This is a genomic window from Mesorhizobium sp. 1B3 (genome assembly GCF_050958605.1).
Classification (GTDB): Bacteria; Pseudomonadota; Alphaproteobacteria; order Rhizobiales; family Rhizobiaceae.
The window spans coordinates 65832-88564 of sequence record NZ_JBJHDO010000008.1 but is presented as its reverse complement, the minus strand read 5'-3'; the positions used below and the strand labels follow the sequence as shown (position 1 = coordinate 88564).

The window sequence follows — 22733 nt, the reverse complement described above, 5'->3', positions numbered from 1 at the left end:
AATTGCCTTGAAGGAATTCCGTACCGCGCGGGGCCGGCATATGCTTGCCTTTCGGGTGCCCGGCCGGATAAAGCTCGGCCCGGCATCCGGCAGCTCGGACGCGGATCTCCTCCCTCGTTCGCCCGGCCTGGTCCATGGTCTCACCCCTGGCCGATCGGGCGTCACTGCGGGCATATTGGCCGGGCGCCTGAAAGGCTTCAATATCGTAGAAATACGCCATGAAGGATATGCCTGAGACGCTTCACGAACTGGCTTTCGAGCACGCGCCGGTCGGCCTCGTGGTCACCGAGAGCCGCATCATCCGAGCCTGCAACCCGGCGTTCGCGGAGATGTTCGGCTACGCGCGGACGGAACTGGTCGATCAGTCCTTCGCCATCCTCTACCCCTCGCATGAAGAATTCCTGCGAGTGCGCGACGTCGGCGTGGAGCCGCTGCGGAAAACCAACAAATATTCCGACGAGCGCATCATGGCGCGTAAGGACGGCTCGCTGTTCTGGTGCAGGGTGCGCGGCCATTCGCTGACGCGCGAGGACGACCCGCTGCGCCGCGCCGTGTGGAGCTTCGCCGACCTTTCGCAGTCACGCCCGGTGCTCGGCTTCTCCGCCCGCGAAAGGCAGATCGTCATGCATCTCGGCGAGGGCCGCACGAGCAAGGACATTGCAAGGGTGCTCGACATATCGCCGCGCACCGTCGAGGCCTACCGCGCCCGCCTTCTGCGCAAATTCGCCGCCAACAACGTGGCCGAGCTGCTCGCCCATCTCGGCGGCATGCCGCAATAGTGCAAGCTGGAGCACGGCCCAACGATCGATCGCCGCGCTGGCCCCTCATCCGACCTCGCTTCGCGAGGCCACCTTCTCCCACAAGGGGAGAAGGCTGGAGCTTGGCATGAGCGCTCCCTCCCAATCACGAACCTAGGCGATTGGCATCGACATTGGCGCCAGCCTTTCCTTCTTCCCTTGTGGGAGAAGGTGGCCTCGCGAAGCGAGGTCGGATGAGGGGTAGGCGCCGAAACAGCGGCGGTCCAGCGTCAGACGTGCTGGCCGCCGTTGATGTGGATTTCCGAGCCAGTGACGTAGGACGCCTGCCCCGAGCACAGGAAGAAGATGATGTCGGCCACTTCCGACGTGGCGCCGAGCCGGCGCAGCGGGATCGTCTCGACGATCTTCTCGGTTCCCGGCGACAGGATCGCCGTGTCGATCTCGCCCGGCGCGATCGCGTTGACGCGGATACCATGCGGCCCGAAATCTCCCGCCATCTCGCGCGTCAGCGATCCCAGCGCCGCCTTCGAGGTGGCGTAGGCCGTTCCCGCGAAGGGATGCACGCGACTGCCGGCGATCGAGGTGACGTTGACGATCGAGCCCTTCGCTGCGGCGAGTTCCTTGAACAAGCCGCGCGCCAGCATGATCGGCGCGAAGAAATTGACCTGGAACACATCGCGCCAGACATGCATGGGCGTATCGATCGAGTTCATCCGGCCGCCGTCCTTCAGCTTGGGCGAGATGCCGGCATTGTTGACCAGCGCATGAAGCTGTCCGCCATGGGCTTCCAGCCGGTGGCGGATCTCGGCGACCGCCACGCCCACATCCTCCGCATCCGACAGATCCACCTTGATGTGGTCTTCCGGCCCGGCCGGCCAAGGGCAGTCTTCGGAGAATGCCTGGCGAGAACAGGTGATGACGCGCCAGCCCTCGCGCGAGAAACGTTTCACGGTCGCGTGGCCGATGCCTCGGCTCGCGCCCGTCAGGACGATGGTCTTTCGTGTGTCGGTTTCAGCCATGGTGTTTCCTTCGGCTCGCTATGTAGCCGAAGCCAAGGGCCATGGCGAGAGGGCGCAGATCCGGCCGGCACGCCTGCAGTGAGGCCGCTCCAAGCAGGTTCGCGTGGCTTCGTCCACGCATCACCTGCTTAGTCTCTTCTTTTGCCACAGGTTTTTCTCGGAAAACCGCGGACACTTTTGCGAAACCCGCTCATCCGCCCTTGCCGAAGATCGCATCGAAAATGGATCCCGACCGCCGCTGCGGCGCGCCGCCGCCGACATCGGCGGAGGGCCGCCTGATCGAGGCGGTGGACGAATCCCGCCCGAGTTGCGGCTCGAAGCCGCCCGCCGCCTCGATGCCGCGGGAGGCAGGCGCGTTGCGGCTTATCGCAGGCGTGTCGTCTCCTACTCCCACCGGCGGCACCGGGGCGGTGTCGAACGTAGGCTCGGGATGCCACTCGCCAGGCAGCTTCGCCACGGGAACGCCCTCATGGGCGGCGAGCATGAATTCGTGCCACGCCTGGGTGGGCAAGCCGCCGCCTGTGATGTTCTTGGTCGGAGAACCGTTGTCGTTGCCGAACCACACGCCTGTCGTCAGATTGGCGGTGTAGCCGATGAACCAGGCGTCGCGCGACTTCTGGCTGGTGCCGGTCTTGCCCGCCGCGGGCCAGCCGAACGCCGCCTTGCGCGCCGTTCCGGCCTCGACCGTGCTCGCCATCATCGAGTTCATCATGCCGACGATCTCGGGTCGCAGGACGCGCGGCATCGCGCTTCCTTCGTGCTCATAAAGCACCTCGCCGGAGGCAGTCGTCACGCGGCGCACGAAATGCACTTCCGGGCGGTAGCCGCCATTGGCGAACGGCACATAGGCGGCGGTAAGCTCGAGCGGCGTCACTTCCGACGTGCCGAGCGCGAGCGATGTGTTGGCCTGCAGCTTGGATTCGATGCCCAGGCGGTGGGCGGCCTCGACCACGGCCTCCGGCCCGACCTCCATGGTGAGTTGCGCTGCCACCGAGTTCAGCGACTTGGCAAGCGCTGTCGCCAGCGTGACCTTGCCGAAATACTTGCCTTGATAATTCTCGGGCGTCCATTTGCCGATGCGGATCGGCGCATCGTTCCGCACGCTTTGCGGCGTGCGGCCCTGCTCCAGCGCCGCCAGGAAGACAAAGGGCTTGAAGGCGGAGCCAGGCTGCCGGCGCGCTTCGGAGGCGCGGTCGAACTGGCTGGTGGCGTAGTCGGCTCCGCCGACCATGGCCCGCACCGCGCCGGTATTGTCGATCGACACGAGCGCGCCCTGGCTGACATTGAGCTTCTTGCCGCTTGCGCCGATCAGGCGACGGATCGAATCCTCGGCGAGCTTCTGGAGCTCAAGGTCGATCGTCGTATCGACGATGACGTCGGAGCGGACCTCGCCGATCAGCCCCGGCAGCTCTTCGACGATACGGTCGGCGACATAGTTCTCCGAGCCCGTCCAGAAGGCGGCGGCGCGTGCGGCGGGAGCCTCCATGGCCACCTGCAGTTCCTTCTGTTTGATCATGCCTTCGTCGCGCATGGCGGCGAGCACGAGTTGGGCCCGCTTGCCCGCCGCCTGCGGGTCGCGAGCCGGCGAAAGCCGCGACGGGGCCTTGAGGAGGCCGGCGAGGAGGGCCGCCTCTGAAAGGGTCACGTCGCGCGCAGACTTGCCGAAGTAGCGGCGCGACGCCGCCTCCACACCATACGCGCCCGAGCCGAAATAGACCCGGTTGAGATACATTTCGAGGATCTGGTCCTTGGTGTGGTTGTGCTCGAGCCAGAGCGCGAGAAGCACCTCCTGGACCTTGCGCTCGACCGTGCGGTCGGGCTTCAGGAAAAGGTTCTTGGCGAGTTGCTGGGTAAGCGTCGAGCCGCCCTGGGAAAAGCTGCCGGACATCAGGTTCTCGGCCATCGCGCGGGCGAGACCGATCGGATCGAAGCCGAAATGGGAATAGAAGCGGCGGTCCTCGATGGCCATCACCGCCTGCGGGATGTAGGGCGACATCTCGTGCAGGCCGATCGCCTCTCCGCCAGTCATGCCGCGATTGGCGATCAGCTGGCCGTCGACCGAAACGATTCGCACGTTTGGCGGACGGTCCGGAATGGTCCAGGTGGTGGCGGCCGGCATCTTGGCGCCATAGTAAGCGACCATGCCGACGCCGGCGATGCCGACCCAAATGCCAAGAACGACGCACCAATAGAGGAATCGCCCGATGAGTCCCAACGAGCTGCGCCGCTTGCGGCGCGGAGCCTTCGACCCCTTCCGGGCCTTCGCCGACGATTTCCGCTTTCCTGATGCGCGCTTTCGGGTGGCCGGCAATACGCGGTCCTCTTCACTCACGGAAAGACCGGACGACCTTTCCTGCGCCAGCGCGCCGAAGGTCGGCTCTATGCGCCTGTCGCGTTTACCCATGTCGTCCCCGATGCTCATCGGCCCCGGTTGAAGGCTAAATGCGGCGATTTAAGGGGGCGTTAAATTCGCGCCCCCGTCCGCACCACGATAGCCGGGCCGAACATCAGGGGTTGCAGTCGGAAGAATTTGCTGCTCTTAGATTTGCGGGGGCAGTCAAAAACTGAAGTCGAACGTGCCGCCTATCCGTCTATTCGCGGTCTTCATCGTGGTCTTTCTGCTCACAGGCTGCGGTGGCCCGCGAGCGATCCTCGGGCTGGGCGCGAGCGTCTCCAGTACCGAACCTGCGGCGATAATTCCTATCTTTGTCGCAACGACGCGCGCGCGATCCGACAACCTTTCGCTGCCCTTTTCGGCTAAGCGGTCACAAACGCTCAACTTCGCGGCGTTCGATATCGCCATACCGAAAGCCCACAGGCCCGGTTCTGTCGAGGCCTCCGGCCGCACGCCCGACCCGGCGAGGCACTTCATGGCGCGAAGCTTTCAGCCGATCGAAGGGCGAAAGCAGTTCATCCAGAAGCTCGACGCGGCACTGATGCAGCGCGCGCCGGACAAGCGCGAACTTTTCATTTTCGTCCACGGATACAACAACAATATCGCGGACAGCATCTTTCGTGCCGCCCAGATAGCCCACGACTACAATGTCAGAGCTGTCACGCTCCATTATGCCTGGCCATCGGGCGGCGCACTTCCGCTCTATGTCTATGACCGGGACAGCACGGTCGTCGGGCGAGGCGGGCTGGCCGAGACCATCGAAATAGCAGCGCAAACCAAGGCCCGGAAAATCATTCTGGTCGGGCATTCCATGGGTGCCTATGTGGTCATGGAAGCATTCCGCGAACTGGCGCAGACCGGCAGGGGGCGCTACCTCAAACGCTTGAACGGCGTCGTGCTGGCCGCACCGGACATAGACATCGATGCTTTTCAAAGCCAGGTGCGGGATATCGGCGAGTTGCCCAGGCCCTTCATCATCGTCGTTTCGCGGCGCGACCGGGCCTTGGGGATTTCCAGGCGAATCGCCGGTGGGCATCCACGCGTCGGCAGCGGCGCGGACATCGCCCTGCTGCAGAAGCAGCAGATCGCCGTTCTGGATGCCTCGGATCTCGATAATGGGGGCCACAACATCTTCGCCAGCTCCGAGACGCTGATGAGCCTCGCCAGCGAGGGCGAGTTGATGCGCCGGGTGATCGAAGGCGAGGGCGCCAGCGCGGCGGAGACGATACTGGCCGACGGCTCCTCGGTGGTGGAGGGCGCAGCCTCGCTGGTGATCTATCTACCCGCGAGAATCCTCGGCGCCGTGATTCAAGCCGGTGCTGTCCCGTAGCAGTTTTTCCCGGCTGAAGCCGCGGGATCGATCGGTTCTCCGTACAAAGATTGCCGGCCCGACGGAACCTTTTCTTCGTCGTAGGCATTTCGTTGCGTTGTCTTCCGACCAATCAAGGACTTCAGCGGGGAACAAAGAGCTTCATGGAAAGCCAAATTCACGTAGCGTCTCTCTCCGACGAGAGCCGCTATCGGCTCCTTGTAGAGGCCATCACCGACTATGCAGTCTACATGCTCGACCCCGACGGAATCGTGACGAGCTGGAACTCCGGCGCCCAGAGATTCAAAGGCTACGCCCCCTCGGAGATCATCGGCCAGCATTTCTCGCGTTTCTACAGGCCGGAAGATCGCGCGGCCGGACTGCCGGAGAAGGCTTTGGCGACGGCGGCGTCCGAAGGGCGTTTCGAAAGCGAGGGCTGGCGGGTCCGCAAGGACGGCAGCCTGTTCTGGACGCATGCTGTGATCGATCCCATTCACGATCCCAGCGGCAATCTTGTCGGCTTCGCCAAGATCACCCGCGACCTTACCGAACGCAGGGCCGCTGAAATGGCGCTCAAGCGCGACGAGGAACAATTCCGTCTGCTCGTTCAAGGCGTCAGCGACTACGCCATCTACATGCTCGACGCCGACGGCCGCGTCGCGAGCTGGAACATCGGAGCACAGCGGATCAAGGGCTACGCTCCCCAGGAAATCATCGGCCAGCATTTCTCTCGCTTTTATATCGAGGAAGAAAGGCAAAGCGGCGAGCCCCAGCGCGGCCTCGGGATCGCCGCAAGAGAAGGACGCTTCGAGAAGGAAGGCTGGCGCGTTCGCAAGGACGGCTCTCGTTTCTGGGCAAATGTCGTCATTGACGCGATCCGAGACGACCGAGGCGAGCTCATCGGCTTCGCGAAGATCACCCGCGACATTACCGAACGGAAAGAAGCGCAGCAGGCACTGGACGAGGCACGCGAAGCACTTTTCCAGGTTCAGAAGATGGAGGCTGTCGGCCAGGTCACCGGCGGCGTAGCGCACGACTTCAACAACCTTCTCATGGTGGTGCTGAGCAGCCTGGAACTGTTGAAGCGTAAGCTCCCCGAGGACCGGAGGCTGTTTTCCCTGGTAGAGAACGCCATGCAGGCCGCTCAGCGCGGCGCGGCCCTCACCCAGCGAATGCTCGCCTTTGCCCGCCGCCAGGCGCTGGATCAAAGACCGATCGACCTGGTCGAGCTTGTGCAGGACATGAGAGATCTCCTGCAACGTTCGCTCGGACCGTCAATCAACATCGAGACGCGCTTTCCTCCTTCGCTGGCCAAAGTCAGGACGGATAGCAACCAGCTCGAAGCCGCCCTGCTCAATCTCGTGCTCAATGCACGCGATGCCATGCCTGAAGGCGGATCCATCTTTGTCTCGGCCTCCGAAGAGATCCTCTCGCGGGCCCATGCGAGCGGCCTGCAGCCGGGTCGCTACGTCTGCTTCTCCGTAGAAGACGAGGGCGAGGGCATGGACGAGGAGACTCTGGCTCGCGCCGTGGACCCTTTCTTCACGACCAAGGGAATCGGAAAAGGCACCGGGCTCGGCCTGTCCATGGTACAGGGTCTGGCCGCGCAATCCGGCGGGCAACTGATCCTGAAAAGCCGCAAAGGTTCTGGGACAAGGGCGGAGATCTGGCTTCCCGTGGCGGACGCCGCAGACGAAACTTGCGCTGTCGAGGTCGACGCATCGGGCGAAATAGACCCCACGACGAAGGAATTGTCTGTCCTTGCGGTGGACGACGATGCCCTGATCCTGATGAATACCGCCGCGATGCTCGAAGATATGGGTCACAGCGTTCTGGAAGCTGGGTCGGGCGAAGCCGCGCTCGCACTGCTCCGGAACGGAAGCAAGATCGACCTCGTCATCACCGATCAGGCGATGCCGGGCATGCGGGGCGACCAGCTCGTCAGCACGATCAGGGCGGAGTGGCCGGACCTCCCGGTCATTCTTGCCACGGGTTACGCCGAACTGCCCGAAGGCGTGGCCACGGACGTTCCGCGCCTCGGAAAGCCCTTCTTTCAGCAACAACTCGAAAACGCAGTGAACGAGGTCACGCGCACAAGAAACCCGACGAAACGGATGTCGCAGTTCCTCCGCTCCGCGTCGTAGTGCGGTGAAGGCGTCCGACAGAAGCGACGCGTCCATTGGTGCCGTAGACAACCGGCCTACGGCCCAGGGCCTCTCTTGACCGGCTTAAGCTTGCGCTTGGAAAGATGAAAGCCTCGGGTCGGGCCGGTCGCCTCCTCGCCACGCACATAGTGTCGTTGCCAGCCCTGAGCGACCGCTTCGGGATCCCGCGCCGCCAGCTTGCCGTTGAAGTCGCCCCGGCTTTTGACCTTCGCTTCGTAGGCCGCCTTGAGCGCGGGATTTTCCTCGATCGAGCGAATTTCCGGCTGGACCGCGTCGAGCACGGCATGCGGCATCGGCGTTATGAAACAGAAAGGCTCCCCCTTTTCGAACTGGACGGTGCCCGGCCGCGTGAAGCGCCAGTTCATGGTGAAGGGGAAATCCAGCCACTCCGTCTCGACCAGGCCGTCAAGCGGCACGATGTTGCGCTTGAAGCCATTTGGCGAGCCGCGCACCCAGAGCCCCCATCCCGGGCTGGTGCGAAAGAGATATCCCGTGTGGAAGGTCAGCACGCCGTGGCCGAAATGCGAACTGACCAGCCGCGCCACGCGTTGCCCGTCGTCGAGAGCCCGGATCGACAGAGACGAGGTCGCGGCCCCGCCGGTCCAGGTCGCCACGAACGACGCCGGAGACAGAACTTCCCAGCCGCTGGCATTGGCGATCGAGAGCGGAATGCAGCGATAGGCGAAACGCTGGTCTGTCGCGTCCATCCAATCGCGGGCGGCGCGAGCCGGCTCGATCGCCGGAGGGTCGGGCTCCAACGGGTAGCAGACGAGCTTGGGTGGCGCGCCGCGGACCGCATTCTCCGCCGTGCTTCCGGTTTCGTAACCTGGTACCGCGACATCCGTCATGAAGTCCTCCGGACCGCCCGGCCGGGAAGGTCCCACGCTATCCCTTGCCGAGCAAGCCCATTAGGCAGAATGAACAAGGCGGCTATCCGCGCCTGCATCATCGCCGATCCCAGAACTCCGTGACATCTCCATGGGCGGGACCGCCGGAAATGGTCCTCACCATAAGACCTTGAGACCGATACGCCCGCCAGCGCTCCAGCTATCACCGTCGTCGAAGCCGATATTGTAGTCGCCAGAGGCGAAGAGCCGGACGTTCTCGGCCACCTCGCCCGAGACCCCCAGCCCGAAGCTGCCCCAGGTGCCGCCGAGATCGGTGTCGAAGCTGACCGGATTGGCACCCGACAGTCCGGCGAAGGTGGTCTGGGCATCAGCGCCGAAGCTTGTCCACACATTAGCCGACAGCCAGCCGGACATGCGCCGTCCGCTGGCGATAGCCCAGCTTCTGGTAAGCCGCCCCCCCAACCGTCCATAGATGGCGTCGGCATCGGAAAACGAGATCAGGCCGAAGGAATCGGCGCCATCGTCGAGGGCCACATGCTGGTAGGCGAGCTGCGCCTGCGGCTCAAATGTCCACCCGGAGCCAAGATGGAACGGATAACCCGCCTCAAGCGAAGCGGCGATGCCCCACCCTTCGGTGTCGAAAGTTTCGCTGAAGATCGAGGTGGTTTCGGCCTGGTCGTAGCGGGTGCCCTGCAGCACCGCATCGACATGCCAACCCGAAGCACCGAGATGAGTCCAGTAGCCGCCCAGCGAATAGGCGTTCATGTCGGCGGTGCCGGCGGCACCTCCACCGAGCACGGCATCGACGTCGGCCGAGCCGCGGGCATAACCGAGATAAATGCCGGCAATGTCGCGCGAGCCGTCCTCATGCTGTTTCCTTATGATATCCATGCCCGCCTGTAGGCCCCAGACGTTGAAGTCATAGCTGGGACCATGGTCGAGGAAGCTCCTCAGCGCGCCGCGAAGATCGCTTTCGCGGAAGTCGGTCTCCCCGGTTTCGCCGAAGATGCGACCCCAGGACGCCATGCGGGGCGGACTCGCCCCGGCATAGACCGCCGCCGCCTCCGGCGCCGGCGTGCAACGTAAACTCTTGGACGGTTCCTTGCACCAAATCTCCTCAGCAGGAGCGACGGGATCGGCATAGTCGTAGCCGACACGGTCGTGGTAGGTGCCGAGCATGCCAAGCCCGAGGCGCTGCGCAAGCGCTGGCAGCGCCATGTCGAGCGGAACTTCGACGCGGTGGTGCGGCAATGGCGGCGGGGGTGGCCCTGGTGGAGAGGGCGGCCCCGGTGGCGGAGGTGGGCCGGGTGGCGGAGGTGGCGGTGATGGAGGCACAAAAACCGAACGCAAGAACCAGCTCTCCGCATTCGACACGCCGCCACGGAAGAGGCTGTATTCGTAAGCCCCGGCCGCGACACGGCTGCCGAGACTGAAAGCGTCACCGGTGGTCGTGGCGCCGTTCTGGGCATCGATGACCAAAATGCCATCGGCCAGCGTCAGCGCACCGCCGCCTGTGGTGTTGGTGATGAGCAGCGCGGTGCTGCCGGTGCCGGAGCCGCCATCTATGATCAATCGATCGGAGGGAGCGCTGTCGGCGCCGAGAAACGTGTTGAGCGCGAGCCTCCCGCCCACACCGACATATTCGGGCGTGGTAAGCGTCTTGTAGCTGGAAAGCTGGCTGGAATCGCCGACTGGCGGCGCGTACTGAATGAGCCCGGCATTCGTGACCTGCTGTGTCACGGTCGAACTCTTCGTCATCGACCAGGTGCTGGTTGGATCGACCGTGACGTTCGTGACATCGAACGCCGCGCCTGTCCATGTCGAACCGGTCATGAGGCTGATATTCGCGATGGAAAGCGGCTCGGCCATCGCATCGCCAGTCAAGACGCTGGCGCTCGATGCCTCGAAATTCACGACAGTCGGCTGGGGGAAGAACGAGCTTTGATCAAAGGCCTCCAACAGGAAGCCACCGCCACCAGTCATGACAGCGCCGTCGGTAGCTGTGACATTGAGCGGCCCCTGAGCCAAGACAGCGGTCTGTTCCGTGCTGACAAGGCTGCCCCCCGACAAGCGGAAGGTGTTCATCGAACTGGGCGTACCGTTGAGGGAAGCGAGACCGGTGGTATTGGGGCCGCTTGCCAAAACCGGCGTGTCGGTGAGATCGATCACGCCGGGTCCGAAATTGAAGAACAGCGCCGCGCCGCCGCCTGAAGTCGCTATGCTCGAATCGCGGCCGACCACAGTACCGCTGTCGACCCTAACCCCGAACGAGTTCGGGCCCGTCGTCGTGATCGCATTTTCAGTCATGTCGACCAAGCCGCCGAACGACGTGTTCGCGCCGGCGAAACCGTTGCCGGAAGTCACATTGATGGTCGTCCCGATGCTGATGACCGAGCCGTTCGGGCCATCTGCCTTGAGGCCGGCGCCGGGACTGCCGCTCGTCACGCTGAAGCTTGAACTAACCGGCCCGTCGAGCGTCACGAGGTTTGCAGTCGTAAGCGTGTAGAATGTCGGATTCTGAGCTGCGTTTATGTCAATCACGCTCTGGCCGGACACGGTGATGCTCGAATTGGGACGCGCCCATACGCCAGCCGCGGAGTTCATTCCGGTAACCGTCAGGTTCTCCAGGGCGATGCTGCCACCGTTGAAGGCCACGACACCCGTGCTGCCAGCGGTCCCGGCAGCCGCCACGCCGGTCAGATTTATCGTCAGCCCGCTGCGGATCGTGGCCGAAGAAACCGTGGTGCTGTCGACCGAAACGCCGATGCTGTTCGTCCCGTTCATCTGCAGCGTCGAGCCCGCCAGCAAGCTAACCTGACCGCCGTCATGAACATAGACGCCCATCGAGCCGCGCCCGTTCATGGTGACGGGTATCAGCACGTCAGGATTGACCCTGCTGCCAGTGTGTGAGGCGCCCAGCCCGACCGAATTGAAGGCGGCGGTTGTTACGCTTGTGCCAGCGTGCAGATTGACGGTCCCGCCGTTCTCGGCAATCGCGCCGTGACCGGCAGAGATGTTGGTTCCCGCAGCAGCAGTGTTGTTTATCCCGACCCCGCTGGCATCGATTGTTCCCCCGATCGCGGCCAGGGCCGAGCCCACGCCTGTGGTGGTGATCGACGCGCCATTGACGGTGATGGCGCTGCCCGCCCCATTCGCGACGAAAGCGTGGCCGCCCTGGGTCACCACACTCAGATTGCCGTTAGGAACACCTATCGTGCCGCCATTCGCCTGGACGGCATTGCCATTCACAGTCTGAACGATGATCGGGCCGGTAGGAGCGGCTGCCCCGTCGATGACAAGCACACCTCCGGTAACATTAATGCCGTTTGTCAACCCCGCCGCGGTAACTTGCGTACCGCCCACGATGGTCGTCGTCCCCGTCGTGACATTCACGGGCCCTGTCACCGGGCCCGGCCCAATGGTCTGAGCCATCGCCTCGCCAGATATTAGCGCCAATGCCGCAGCGAGGCCGCTTGGCAAGAGCGCGGTCGACGCCAGCAGCGTCCGTCTCTTAGAAATTTCGGAGAGTGAAAAACGCGCGGAAGCGGGAGCAACAGCCTGTTTCGCTTGCTGCCGGCTGCGGCGGACAAGGGCCTGGAGTGGTCCTTCCATCGCGTTCCCCTCACCGTCACCCCCGCCACAAGGTTTCAGTAAAGCGCTTGGACTCACTTTTACAACTTAGAGCAACATGCCATCGGTCTCGGTCGCCAGCAATAGCCCTAAGCCAATGATTTTCTTAAGAAGCTGTAGTTGCAGGAATAACTCCAGAGCAGTTGCAAGAAAGTCACTGCGATTTCGCTCACCGACTTCTCGGCAATCCGGACATAATAAGCGAGGTTTTCGCCGCAACTCCCGACGTGCTTTCAGCCGCCAAGACAAAATCTTGGCCGACCAGTTAAAAGGAGAGCAAGTGAAGCGGTAGTTCCGGCCGCCGGAACTACCGCTCGATCTTGGCCGGAGTTGGCGACCGGATCAGCTATAGGGCGAGTAGCACTGCCGGCGCGGCCCGTTATAGGGCTGGAAGGTGTTGTCGTAAGCCCTGTAGGACTTGTAGCGGCTGTAGCACCAACGCACATGGGCGTCGCCGGCCGGCCGTGGCCGGTAGGCAGGCGGTGGCGACGGCTGGTTGGCGATGGCGCCGCCGATGATCGCGCCGGTTATGAAGGCAGCCGGGGGAAACCACCAGTCATTGTAACGCCGCCATCCCGGGCGCTGGTAGCGATAGCCTCGATAGCCGTTGTAGTAGGGCCGCCCATGATAGCGATAGTAACCGCGCCGGTGCTGGACCTGCTCAACCTCGGGAGACGGGCGTTCCACCTTCATCGGCTGGATCGGCGCCGCCGAGGCGGAGCCGGTCGCGGCAATACCCGTCATAGAGAGGACCGCCGCGCAGATCGCCGAAACGATTTTCCTCATGTCGATCTTCCTTCCTGTTCCATCAACCGTGGATAGAATGCAGAGATAGGACTCCGTGGATGAATGGAAACTGAACAGAAGATGACGATTTGGTAACCTTTTCAAATGGTTCCAAAAATCGGAGCGACGGAGCCTCGTTCCCCACCCTGTTCGGACGCGGAACGAGGCTGTGCCTATAGGCTTCAGCTATGGGCGAAAATGTCGTCCTCGTCCCAGCCCATGAGGTCGAGTTTCGCCCGCGTCGGCAGGAAGCGGAAGCAGGCCGCGGCCTCCTCGGCGCGGTTCTCGCGAGCGAGCCGCCCCGACAGCGCGTCGCGGAGCCGGTGGAGATAGAGCACGTCCGAAGCGGCGTAATCGAGCTGCTCGGGCGTGAGCGTCTCGGCGGCCCAGTCCGACGACTGCTGCACCTTGGACAGGCTGACGCCGAGAAGCTCGAAGCAGATATCCTTCAGCCCGTGCCGGTCGGTATAGGTGCGGGTGAGGCGCGACGCGATCTTGGTGCAGAACACGGGCTCGGGCATGGCGCCAAAGGCGTGATAGAGCACGGCAAGATCGAAGCGTCCGTAGTGGAACAGCTTGGTGATGCGGGCGTCGCGCAGCAGTGCCACCAGATTGGGCGCCGACTTCTGGCCCGGTGCGATCTGAATCACGTCGGCGGTTCCGTCGCCCGGTGAAATCTGGACGACGCAGAGACGGTCGCGATGCGGATTGAGCCCGAGCGTCTCGGTGTCGATGGCTACCGCCTCGACGTCGTAGTTCGCGAGGTCGGGCAGGTCGTTTTTGTGGAAGCGGATCGTCATGTCTGTCGCCTCAGCCCTTCCGTGTCAGCGCATCGAGGATGCGGGCCCAGGAACGCTGGCCCTTGTGGAAGGAAGAGAGATCGTATTTCTCGTTGGGGGAGTGGATCCGGTCGTCCGAAAGGCCGAAACCGACCAGCAGCGATTCCATGCCAAGGAATTTCTGGAAGTCTCCGACGATCGGAATGGATCCGCCCATCGCGATCATAACGGCCGGTTTGGTCCATTCGTCGGAAAGCGCCTGCCTGGCGCTCGCCAAAAAAGGTGAGTCGTAGGAAAGCTGGATGGCGGGCGAGCCACCATGGGGATGGAACTCCACGGAGCAATCGGCCGGAATGCGGTCCTCGACGAATTTGCGGAAGGCGCTGCGGATGGCGGCCGGGTCTTGCTTGTGCACCAGCCGGAACGACACCTTCGCCGAGGCTTCGGCGGCGATAACCGTCTTGAACCCTTTGCCGGTGTAGCCGCCGGAAATGCCGTTGAACTCGGCCGTCGGGCGTGCCCAGACCAACTCCAGGATGGAACGGCCCTTTTCGCCCGAGGGAATGGACAGGCCGACCGGGCCGAGGAAAGTCTCGGCCGTTTCGCCGAGGTTCTCCCACGACTTCAGGATCTGGGACGGCGTCTCCTCCACGCCGTCGTAGAAGCCGGGTATCGTAATCCGGCCGCTCTCGTCATGGATATCGGCCAGGACGGAGGCCAGGATGCGGATCGGATTCGCCGCCGCCCCGCCATACTCGCCGGAATGAAGATCGCGATTGGCGGCCCTGACCGTCAGTTCCTCCCCGACGAGGCCGCGCAGCGCGACCGAAATGGCCGGCGTCTCGCGATCCCACATGCCGGTGTCGCAGACCATGGCGAAATCGGCTTTGAGCTCCTCGGCGTTGGCCTCGAGGAAGGGTTTCAGCGAGGGCGATCCCGATTCCTCCTCGCCTTCGAAAAGCAGCGTCACCTTGCAGGGCAGCGAACCGTGCACCTCTTTCCAGGCGCGGCAGGCCTCTACGAAGAGCATGAGCTGCCCTTTGTCGTCGGAAGCGCCGCGGCCGGTGATGACCTTGCGCCCCGGCTCGATCTCCTTAAGGCGGGGATCGAACGGATCGGCATCCCACAATTCGATCGGATCGACCGGCTGGACGTCATAATGGCCGTAGAAGAGTACGTGTGGCGCGCCGGCAGGTCCCTCGTGATGGGCAACCACCATCGGATGCCCGGGCGTATCCCTGACGCTGGCCTCGAAGCCGATCGACTTGAGATCGGCGACCAGCCATTCGGCGGCCTTGCGGCAGTCGGAGGCATAAGCCGGATCGGTCGAGATCGACTTGATCCTGACCAAGTCGAAGAGGCGGGTGAGGCTCTTGTCGAGATTGCCGTCGAGCCGGTCGAGAACGGGAGCAAGCGTGGACATGTCAAAGGCCTTTCGATTCTTTGCCGCTAAACTAGCGATGGTAGCGAAAGACGAAAAGCCCGACGGGCTTGCATATAAAAAAGCCGCCGTGGTGGAGGGGAACCACGGCGGCGCTTTACGAAATGATGCGGCAGCCCGGAGAGGGGGATGAGGCTGCCGCACTGTCCGGCCTAGGCGGGGGACGGGCCTTCGATCCGGACTCGGCAAAAAACTTGCCGATGCGCGTTATCTGGCGTTGAGAAGGTGGCGTTTCAAGGGCACGAAGATTACATCTTTGTAACAAACACGTGAGCCGAAATGCCAGTCTCCTGACATGTCGCGCCTGTTTCCAATGGACAGGCTCCGGCGCGCACGCTACCCGTTGCCCCATGAAAAAAGGCGATCATCTTTTCCTTGTAGACGGTTCCGGCTACATCTTCCGTGCTTACCATGCTCTTCCGCCGCTGAACCGGAAATCGGACGGGCTGCCGACGAGCGCCGTCCTGGGTTTCTGCAATATGGTGTGGAAGCTCATTTGTGATGCGCGCAATACCGATGTCGGTGTCGCGCCCACCCATTTTGCCGTCATCTTCGATTATTCGTCGAAAACCTTCCGCAGCGATCTCTACCCAGAATACAAGGCCAATAGATCCGCCCCGCCCGAGGATCTCGTCCCGCAGTTCGGCCTGATCCGCCATGCCACGCGCGCCTTCGGCCTGCCCTGCATCGAGATGGAAGGCTTCGAGGCCGACGACCTGATCGCCACCTATGCACGCCTGGCCTGCGAGGCGGGCGGCGACACCACCATCGTGTCGTCCGACAAGGACCTGATGCAGCTCGTCGGTCCGACCGTGGCCATGTACGACCCGATGAAAGACCGGGAGATCAAGATTCCCGAGGTCGTCGAGAAATGGGGCGTGCCGCCGGAAAAGATGATCGACCTGCAGGCGCTGACGGGCGACTCCATCGACAACGTGCCGGGGGTGCCGGGCATAGGGCCGAAAACCGCCGCGCAGTTGCTCGAGCAGTTCGGCGATCTCGACACGCTCCTGGCGCGCGCTTCGGAGATCAAACAGGAGAAGCGCCGCGAGTCGATTATCGCCAATACGGACAAGGCACTGATCTCGCGCGAACTCGTTCGATTGAAGAACGACGTGCCGGTGACGGAGGCGCTGGAGCACTTCGTCCTGCAGCCGCCGGACGGGCCGAAGCTCATCGCCTTCCTCAAGACGATGGAGTTCTCCACCCTCACCCGCCGCGTCGCCGAGGCGACGTCAACGGATCCGGCAGCGGTCGAGCCGGCCGCGGTCCCGGTCGAAGCCGGTGCCGATGCACACGGGCCGGATGTCGGCGCCGGCACGATCGCGCTGACGGCCGAGATCGAGGCCGCTCCGACGGACGGAGCGCAGGGCAGGCGGGGCACTCCCGTAGTGGCCGACGACGGCCCGCCCACCGCACCCGCCGGCGCAACCGATCCCACATCGCCGTCGATGCTGGCGGCATTGCGGGCAGAATCGGCGGTCTCCGCCAAGTTCGACGTCAACGCCTATGATTGCATCCGCGACCTGCCGACCTTGCAGGCGTGGGTGGCGGAAGCTCGGGAGACAGGGCTCTTCGCCTTCGATACGCAGACGACGTCGCTCGACCCGATGCAGGCCGAACTCTGCGGCCTCTCGATCGCGGTACGGCCGGGCCGGGCCGCCTATGTGCCCCTCGCCCACAAGAACGGGCAAGGCGATCTGCTCGGCGGCGGGCTTGTCGAGAACCAGATCGCGATCCGGGAAGCGCTCGATGCCATCAAGCCGCTGATGGAGGATAGATCCGTCCTCAAGATCGGCCAGAACCTCAAATACGATGTCGTGGTCATGAATCGCCATGGCATCGAAGTCGTGTCCTATGACGACACGATGCTGGTTTCCTACGTGCTCGACGGCGGTACAGCCGGCGGGCACGGCATGGATTCTCTTTCGGAGAAATGGCTGGGGCACACTCCGATCGACTCGAAGTCGCTGACCGGCTCCGGCAAGTCCTTCACCGCGTTCGACTTTGTCGAAATCGACAGGGCGACCTGCTATGCCGCGGAGAGCGCCGACATAGCATTGCGGCTTTGGCATGTCCTGAAGCCGCGCCTCGCGGCAAAGGGCGTCGTTTCCGTTTACGAGCGATTGGAACGCCCGCTCATCCCTGTGCTGGCACGCATGGAACAGCGCGGCATCGCCATCGATCGCCAGATCCTGGCGCGGCTCTCGGGCGACCTGGCCCAGGGAGCAGCGCGACTGGAAGACGAGATCTACGTGCTTGCCGGGGACCGCTTCACCATCGGTTCGCCCAAGCAGCTCGGAGACATATTGTTCGGCAAGATGGGCCTGCCGGGTGGCTCGAAGACCAAGACCGGGCAATGGTCGACATCCGCACAGGTGCTGGAAGACCTCGCCGCCGAGGGACATGAGCTGCCGCGCAAGATCGTCGACTGGCGCCAGCTCACGAAGCTTAAATCCACCTATACGGATGCGCTGCCCGGCTACGTCCACCCTCAGACGGGGCGTGTCCATACCTCCTACGCGCTCGCGGCAACCACGACGGGGCGGCTCTCCTCTTCCGAGCCCAATCTGCAGAACATTCCCGTGCGCACGGCCGAAGGGCGCAAGATCCGCGCCGCCTTCATCGCGGAAAAGGGCAACAAACTCATCTCGGCCGACTACAGCCAGATCGAGTTGCGCGTGCTGGCCCATATCGCCGAAATTCCGCAACTCACGAAAGCTTTCGAAAGCGGCGTCGACATTCACGCCATGACCGCCTCGGAGATGTTCGGTGTTCCCGTCGACGGCATGCCGTCTGAGGTCCGCCGCCGCGCCAAAGCGATCAATTTCGGCATCATCTACGGCATTTCTGCCTTCGGCCTGTCGAACCAGCTCTCGATACCGCGCGAGGAAGCGAGCGAGTACATCAAGCGCTATTTCGAGCGCTTCCCCGGGATCCGGGACTATATGGAAAAAAGCAAGGCGCAGGCCCGCGAGAACGGTTATGTCGAGACGGTCTTCGGGCGGAGAATCCACTACCCCGAAATCCGTTCCTCCAACCCGTCTGTGCGCGCCTTCAACGAGCGCGCCTCCATCAACGCGCCGATCCAGGGCTCGGCGGCCGACATCATCCGCCGCGCCATGGTGCGCATCGAACCGGCATTGGAGAAGGCCGGGCTCTCTGCTCGCATGCTGCTTCAGGTGCATGACGAGCTGATCTTCGAGGCGCCGGAAAGCGAAGTGGAGGCGACGATCCCCGTCATCCGCCAAGTGATGGAACATGCCGCGATGCCGGCGATCGCACTCGCGGTGCCGCTCCAGGTGGATGCGCGCTCGGCCGACAATTGGGACGAGGCGCATTGATACCGGGGGCTGGAATGCTGCCGGGGGCCCGGCATCGGTTGGGACAAGCGGTGGGGCATGCCACCGGCAAATAAGGCTTGAGGTCGGCAAACCCTCATCGGCCTGCCGGCCACTTCTCCCCGTGTCGCGGAAGTCGTAAGGGCAAGGTCCATATACCCTGCAAGTCGAGCCAAAGACTAATAGAACAGGTGATGAAACGGCACGGCAACCACGAACGCGGCGGAGGCTATCCAAACCGCTGTCGCGATATGATTGCCAATGCGAGCAAAACGTCCTTCGAAAACCCGTTGGCCCGACACACCGGGCTTGTCGCTGCTAAGCGAAGCGGAGAAGGCATTGCGCCGCCAATTAACCTCTAGATAAACATCAGTGAACTCTAGAAAGACTCGGGCGGCCGGGAAATAGGCTTTGTAGACAGCCTCCTTGGCGGAAAAGCACAGCGTAGCGGCAAGGATGTCCGAAGTCTCTCGGGACGAGACACGGCACCACTCCTCTCGTGAACAAACCTGCGCGCATATATTGGGAGGCAGCGCCCTAATTTGCTCGATGTCTACTCCGATACCGACCAAGTCCCGCGTTCTGGCTATGTGCGCTACGCACAGGTCGCCAGAGTGACTTATCGCGCCAATGTAGCTGTCGGGCCAGATCGGCACACCCCAATCTCCGACGCCAATTGCGACCGGGGGGCATCCGAGATCTGCGAGAGCACGACGGGCGAGCGCGCGCCCCGTAAGGAATTCGTGGCGACGTTTGACCACTGCGTTCGCCACCATAGCGGCCTCACGACGATCGAATGGCCGAATCGGTTGGATTGATCCAGCGGCGATTGCTGTCCCCGAAGGCGCGACTGCGCCAAGCCACACAGCCAAGATCTGATCAGACCTGGGTATCAGATCAGATGCAATGCCACTGCTCTGACATCGGCATATTGCCGAGGGGAGAACATCCGTTCTGTCTGCCGAGCAGGATTCGTCGGTAGGGGTGCTGCGAATGGAGTCGAGAGGCCCGGCAATGATCGCCGTGTCATCGGTAGGCAGGCACTTCGTGGTCGACGTGATCCCCTCCCATGTTTCTCCAAAATTGGCCACCGGACGGCTTTCTGGGAATTGCCGTTGCAAGGGTGCAATCCGGCCCACGACAGCCAAGAGCCTAAACCAACGATTGACATAGCAGGTCAGCGAAATCAGGCAGGTTGCTGAACTACGACGCCTTCGGAAAAAGAACCCGCTGGTCCGTAACACAACTGATAAACCTGGCTCACAACCCAAACAGAAATTGTGAAGAATATTCCAAGCACAACACACATGGCTAGCAATTCTGGAATACCAGAAGCCTCTAGAACATCTTTAAGATTCAACACCAGCAAGTGGAGCACAAAAATTGGAAGCGTACATTGGCCAAATGCGGCAACGGCCTGGAGGCAGACTCGAGCCGATGTGGATAGCTCTGTCAGTCTGCGAACCAGGACTGAAACTCCGCTGGCTAGAACAAACACGGTACCAATGTAGAAGGTCCACCGCCACATACCCATGTCTCCGCCGTTCCCATACATGGACTGTAGCGTACCGGAGCGTGTATACAGTATTAGTAATCCTGCTAGCATGCTGACAATCCCCACGATCAGGCTCTTGGCTGCCATATTTTCGTTGAAATGCCGCCGCAGGTAAATTCCCGCTAGTATTCCAGCCAACGCCCCAACTGACATGTTAAAGTAACTAAACTTTTCAACCAATAGAAGATTAAATATTTCAGGTGCATCTGAGTCATTGACTCCTTCCGCCAGTTTAAATAGGAAATAGAACAGCACCATCAGACCGATGCATGATAGATATTCGGATCTCGAAGCAGATATTATGAGAAACCATATTGGAGCGGTTGCGAGAGCAATCGCGTAGTATTGCAACGGACCAACTCCGCCTGCGTATAGCGACCAAAGAGTAAGGTGCTCTCGATCGGACGCAGCTGCCCCTGCCACCATTATGACGATGCCGGCCACTAACATCCAAGTTCCGGTCAAAAGTAATTTTATTGTTTTTCCGGGACTGGTTCGATACTTCGGGTAGTAAATGTTCCCTAAGGTAACTCCGAAGACAAATGCAAATCCCGGAGTAGCAACGTTGAATAAGACAGCAAGTGCGTGCTCCAAAAAAGGTGCTTTCAAGGGAAATCGCATGAGAAATCCCGGCATCCAGTGGTTAGCAACGTTGAGAGCTAATAATACGCCTCTCACAATATTGAGATTAAGATTTCTCTTGGCATCCGACGATAGTTCGGATTGAGACGCAATAAGGTCGTTCTGGGCAATCTGTCTAATCGTTCTGCCTTGAAAAATTCCCCTTGCGACCTCGGTGGAAATCCCATGCTTTCTCATGCGAATCAGAGCTTGCATTGCACTGAGCGAGTCTCCACCAAGCGCAAGAAAACTCTCGGTCACCCCTACTCTCTCAAGACCCAATGCATCCTGCCAAATTTTTGCTAAAGTGCGCTCAATATCATCGGCTGGAGCGATGTAATCTGACTGTTCAGGAGCCTCCTCCAGATTCGTCAATTTCAGTCTATCTATCTTGCCGTTCGGGAGCAGCGGAAAGTTTTCCAAACGAATGATTGACGCGGGAACCATGTAGGACGGGAGGACTTGTTCCAACAATTCTCGGACTTGTCGGCTGCTGATGTCAGAATCTCGTTCTCTGGTGAAATAGCCGACAAGCTGTCTGGTCCCCAGCGCATCATCTCTAGCTGAAACAGCAGCTTGCTTGATCCCGCTAATAGATGCCAACGCCGCCGAAACTTCGGCTGGATCGACGCGAAACCCGCGTATTTTTACTTGATCGTCCGCGCGGCCTACGAACTCAACGTCCCCATCTGGCAAGTATCGGCCGAGATCGCCGGTCCGGTAACAAATATCACGCGCTGCGTTTGTAAAAGGATTTATGATAAACTTAGCCTGTGTCTCGTCTTTATCGTTTATGTACCCGCGAGAAAGATAGGGAGTGCGTATCCAGACCTCTCCAAGTTCGCCAACCTCGGCCAACGTCCCGGTGTCCCGCATTACGAGTACCTGAACATCAGCGATACCGTGTCCGATGGGGTATTTGCGTATCCCGCTAGACTGAGAAGGCACTTCAAAATGAGCCATCGCTTGCGGAGTTTCGGTAGTGCCATAGAAATTTATCTGTTTGGCATCTGGGGCAATCTTGTATAGGCCACTATAAGTTCGCTGGGTCAGAACGTCGCCACCCCAAAATAAATACCTCAACGCACTAAACCTTAACGATTTCCCCTCTGCCCCCATAATTATGATCTCACCCATTGCCGGCGTGAGATGGGCCACTGAAATTTGCTCTTTAAGGAACCAATTCGTTAGCTGAGGCGCATCTGAGATGGTGTTCTGATCAGGAATATGCAGCGAGGCTCCTATAGAAAGCGGCGTGAAGATGTCCCTAAATATCGGGTCATGGCTGAGGCCGGAAAGCAAAGAGAATCTGTCATCTCGCGACAGATGGTGTTCATGTGCGTGCCAATCCACAAAATGACATAGCGGCGCATGTCCAGTCACAACGCCTTTCGGCTGTCCAGTGCTGCCAGAGGTGAATACGATATAGGCAGGTCTATTCGGATCTAAGTCGGCGCTTTTATTTTGGCCGTCGGAAAGACTAAAAGCCTCTAAGGTGGCGCGAGGCCTTTCTGAGATTCTTAACGTGGCACATTTCTCGACGCACGACTTTGGAAGATAGGTAGCAGCGTCTACGGGAATGCCTCCGCATATCAGAACTACAGATGGCTCCAAAATGTCCCCGACAGAAGCAATTCGCGCTTTCGGGTAGGCTGCGTCCACTACACTAAACGGTACACCCGCCCTAGCTGCGCCTAAAATTGCAAAAACAAGTGCTGGACTGCGATCTGATACGATCAATATTCTGTCGTGGGAGCGAATGTGCCGTGCCAATAGCGCATTTGCAACACCCCGACTTATCTGCTCTAGCGCACCGTATGAGCAATGCTCGTTGCGGTATACCAACGCCGTGGCGTTTGGAGAAGCATTTGCTTGATGTAGAAATGAATCAAAGATTAACGATGATCCAGTAAACGTCAGAGTTGTTGTAGGATCAGGTAGTAATTGCCTAATCATATAAGCCTCAGATCGCTTTCTGAACTAGCAGGGATATATTGAGGCTTGACTGCATGGCGGGACTGCGGTCGACACCTCGCCAGCATAGGCCGCTTTATCATCCCCCGCGAGATCTGATAAGTATTTTTGT

At 61.2% G+C, this 22733-nt stretch carries 14 protein-coding genes; 5 read left to right on the top strand and 9 right to left on the bottom strand.

All coding sequences use genetic code 11. From position 1 onward, the window contains the following. Positions 1-218 precede the first annotated feature (218 nt). Positions 219-779, top strand: coding sequence for a PAS domain S-box protein (locus ACCO56_RS21195; RefSeq protein ID WP_433642841.1), 561 nt, complete (start codon positions 219-221; stop codon positions 777-779). Between the two features lie 248 nt (positions 780-1027). Here the strand turns inward: ACCO56_RS21195 and ACCO56_RS21190 are convergent, their stop codons facing one another. After that, positions 1028-1777 (bottom strand): SDR family NAD(P)-dependent oxidoreductase, encoded by a 750-nt coding sequence (locus tag ACCO56_RS21190; protein ID WP_433642840.1) that lies wholly within the window; start codon positions 1775-1777, stop codon positions 1028-1030. Positions 1778-1967: 190 nt separating this feature from the next. Continuing rightward, on the bottom strand, positions 1968-3992 hold the full coding sequence (locus ACCO56_RS21185) for a transglycosylase domain-containing protein (RefSeq protein WP_433642839.1): 2025 nt from the start codon (positions 3990-3992) through the stop codon (positions 1968-1970). On the opposite strand from ACCO56_RS21185, the gene ACCO56_RS21180 reads away from it, so the two are divergent. The 3 genes from ACCO56_RS21180 to ACCO56_RS21170 all read left to right on the top strand — a co-directional run bounded on the left by ACCO56_RS21180 (position 3982) and on the right by ACCO56_RS21170 (position 7625). Next, on the top strand, positions 3982-4212 hold the full coding sequence (locus tag ACCO56_RS21180) for a hypothetical protein (protein WP_433642838.1): 231 nt from the start codon (positions 3982-3984) through the stop codon (positions 4210-4212). The two genes, ACCO56_RS21185 and ACCO56_RS21180, sit on opposite strands and share 11 nt — an antisense overlap. A gap of 141 nt (positions 4213-4353) precedes the next feature. Beyond that, positions 4354-5502 (top strand): alpha/beta hydrolase, encoded by a 1149-nt coding sequence (locus ACCO56_RS21175; protein WP_433642837.1) that lies wholly within the window; start codon positions 4354-4356, stop codon positions 5500-5502. 143 nt (positions 5503-5645) lie between these two features. Beyond that, positions 5646-7625, top strand: a complete 1980-nt coding sequence (locus ACCO56_RS21170; RefSeq protein ID WP_433642836.1) for a PAS domain S-box protein — start codon at positions 5646-5648, stop codon at positions 7623-7625. Positions 7626-7681: 56 nt separating this feature from the next. Here the strand turns inward: ACCO56_RS21170 and ACCO56_RS21165 are convergent, their stop codons facing one another. The 5 genes from ACCO56_RS21165 to ACCO56_RS21145 form a co-directional block, all read right to left on the bottom strand. After that, entirely contained in the window at positions 7682-8494 is an 813-nt protein-coding gene (locus tag ACCO56_RS21165; protein ID WP_433642835.1) for a DUF6065 family protein, read from the bottom strand. A 156-nt stretch (positions 8495-8650) separates the two neighbouring features. Beyond that, positions 8651-11926: an autotransporter outer membrane beta-barrel domain-containing protein gene (locus tag ACCO56_RS21160; RefSeq protein ID WP_433642834.1), complete on the bottom strand. Its 3276-nt coding sequence runs from the start codon at positions 11924-11926 to the stop codon at positions 8651-8653. A 540-nt stretch (positions 11927-12466) separates the two neighbouring features. Next, positions 12467-12910: a BA14K family protein gene (locus ACCO56_RS21155; protein ID WP_433642833.1), complete on the bottom strand. Its 444-nt coding sequence runs from the start codon at positions 12908-12910 to the stop codon at positions 12467-12469. A 182-nt stretch (positions 12911-13092) separates the two neighbouring features. Further along, positions 13093-13710 (bottom strand): ribonuclease D, encoded by a 618-nt coding sequence (locus ACCO56_RS21150; protein WP_433642832.1) that lies wholly within the window; start codon positions 13708-13710, stop codon positions 13093-13095. Positions 13711-13720: 10 nt separating this feature from the next. Further along, positions 13721-15112, bottom strand: coding sequence for a M20/M25/M40 family metallo-hydrolase (locus ACCO56_RS21145; RefSeq protein ID WP_433642831.1), 1392 nt, complete (start codon positions 15110-15112; stop codon positions 13721-13723). 368 nt (positions 15113-15480) lie between these two features. Between ACCO56_RS21145 and polA the strand changes: the two genes are divergently transcribed. Further along, the gene (gene polA, locus ACCO56_RS21140) at positions 15481-18474 is read left to right on the top strand and encodes a DNA polymerase I (RefSeq protein ID WP_433642830.1); all 2994 of its coding nucleotides are present in this window, start codon (positions 15481-15483) and stop codon (positions 18472-18474) included. 176 nt (positions 18475-18650) lie between these two features. On the opposite strand, the gene ACCO56_RS21135 is transcribed toward polA, so the two are convergent. Continuing rightward, the gene (locus ACCO56_RS21135) at positions 18651-19247 is read right to left on the bottom strand and encodes a 4'-phosphopantetheinyl transferase family protein (protein ID WP_433642829.1); all 597 of its coding nucleotides are present in this window, start codon (positions 19245-19247) and stop codon (positions 18651-18653) included. 410 nt (positions 19248-19657) lie between these two features. Then, the gene (locus ACCO56_RS21130; RefSeq protein WP_433642828.1) at positions 19658-22603 is read right to left on the bottom strand and encodes an amino acid adenylation domain-containing protein; all 2946 of its coding nucleotides are present in this window, start codon (positions 22601-22603) and stop codon (positions 19658-19660) included. Positions 22604-22733 lie beyond the last annotated feature (130 nt).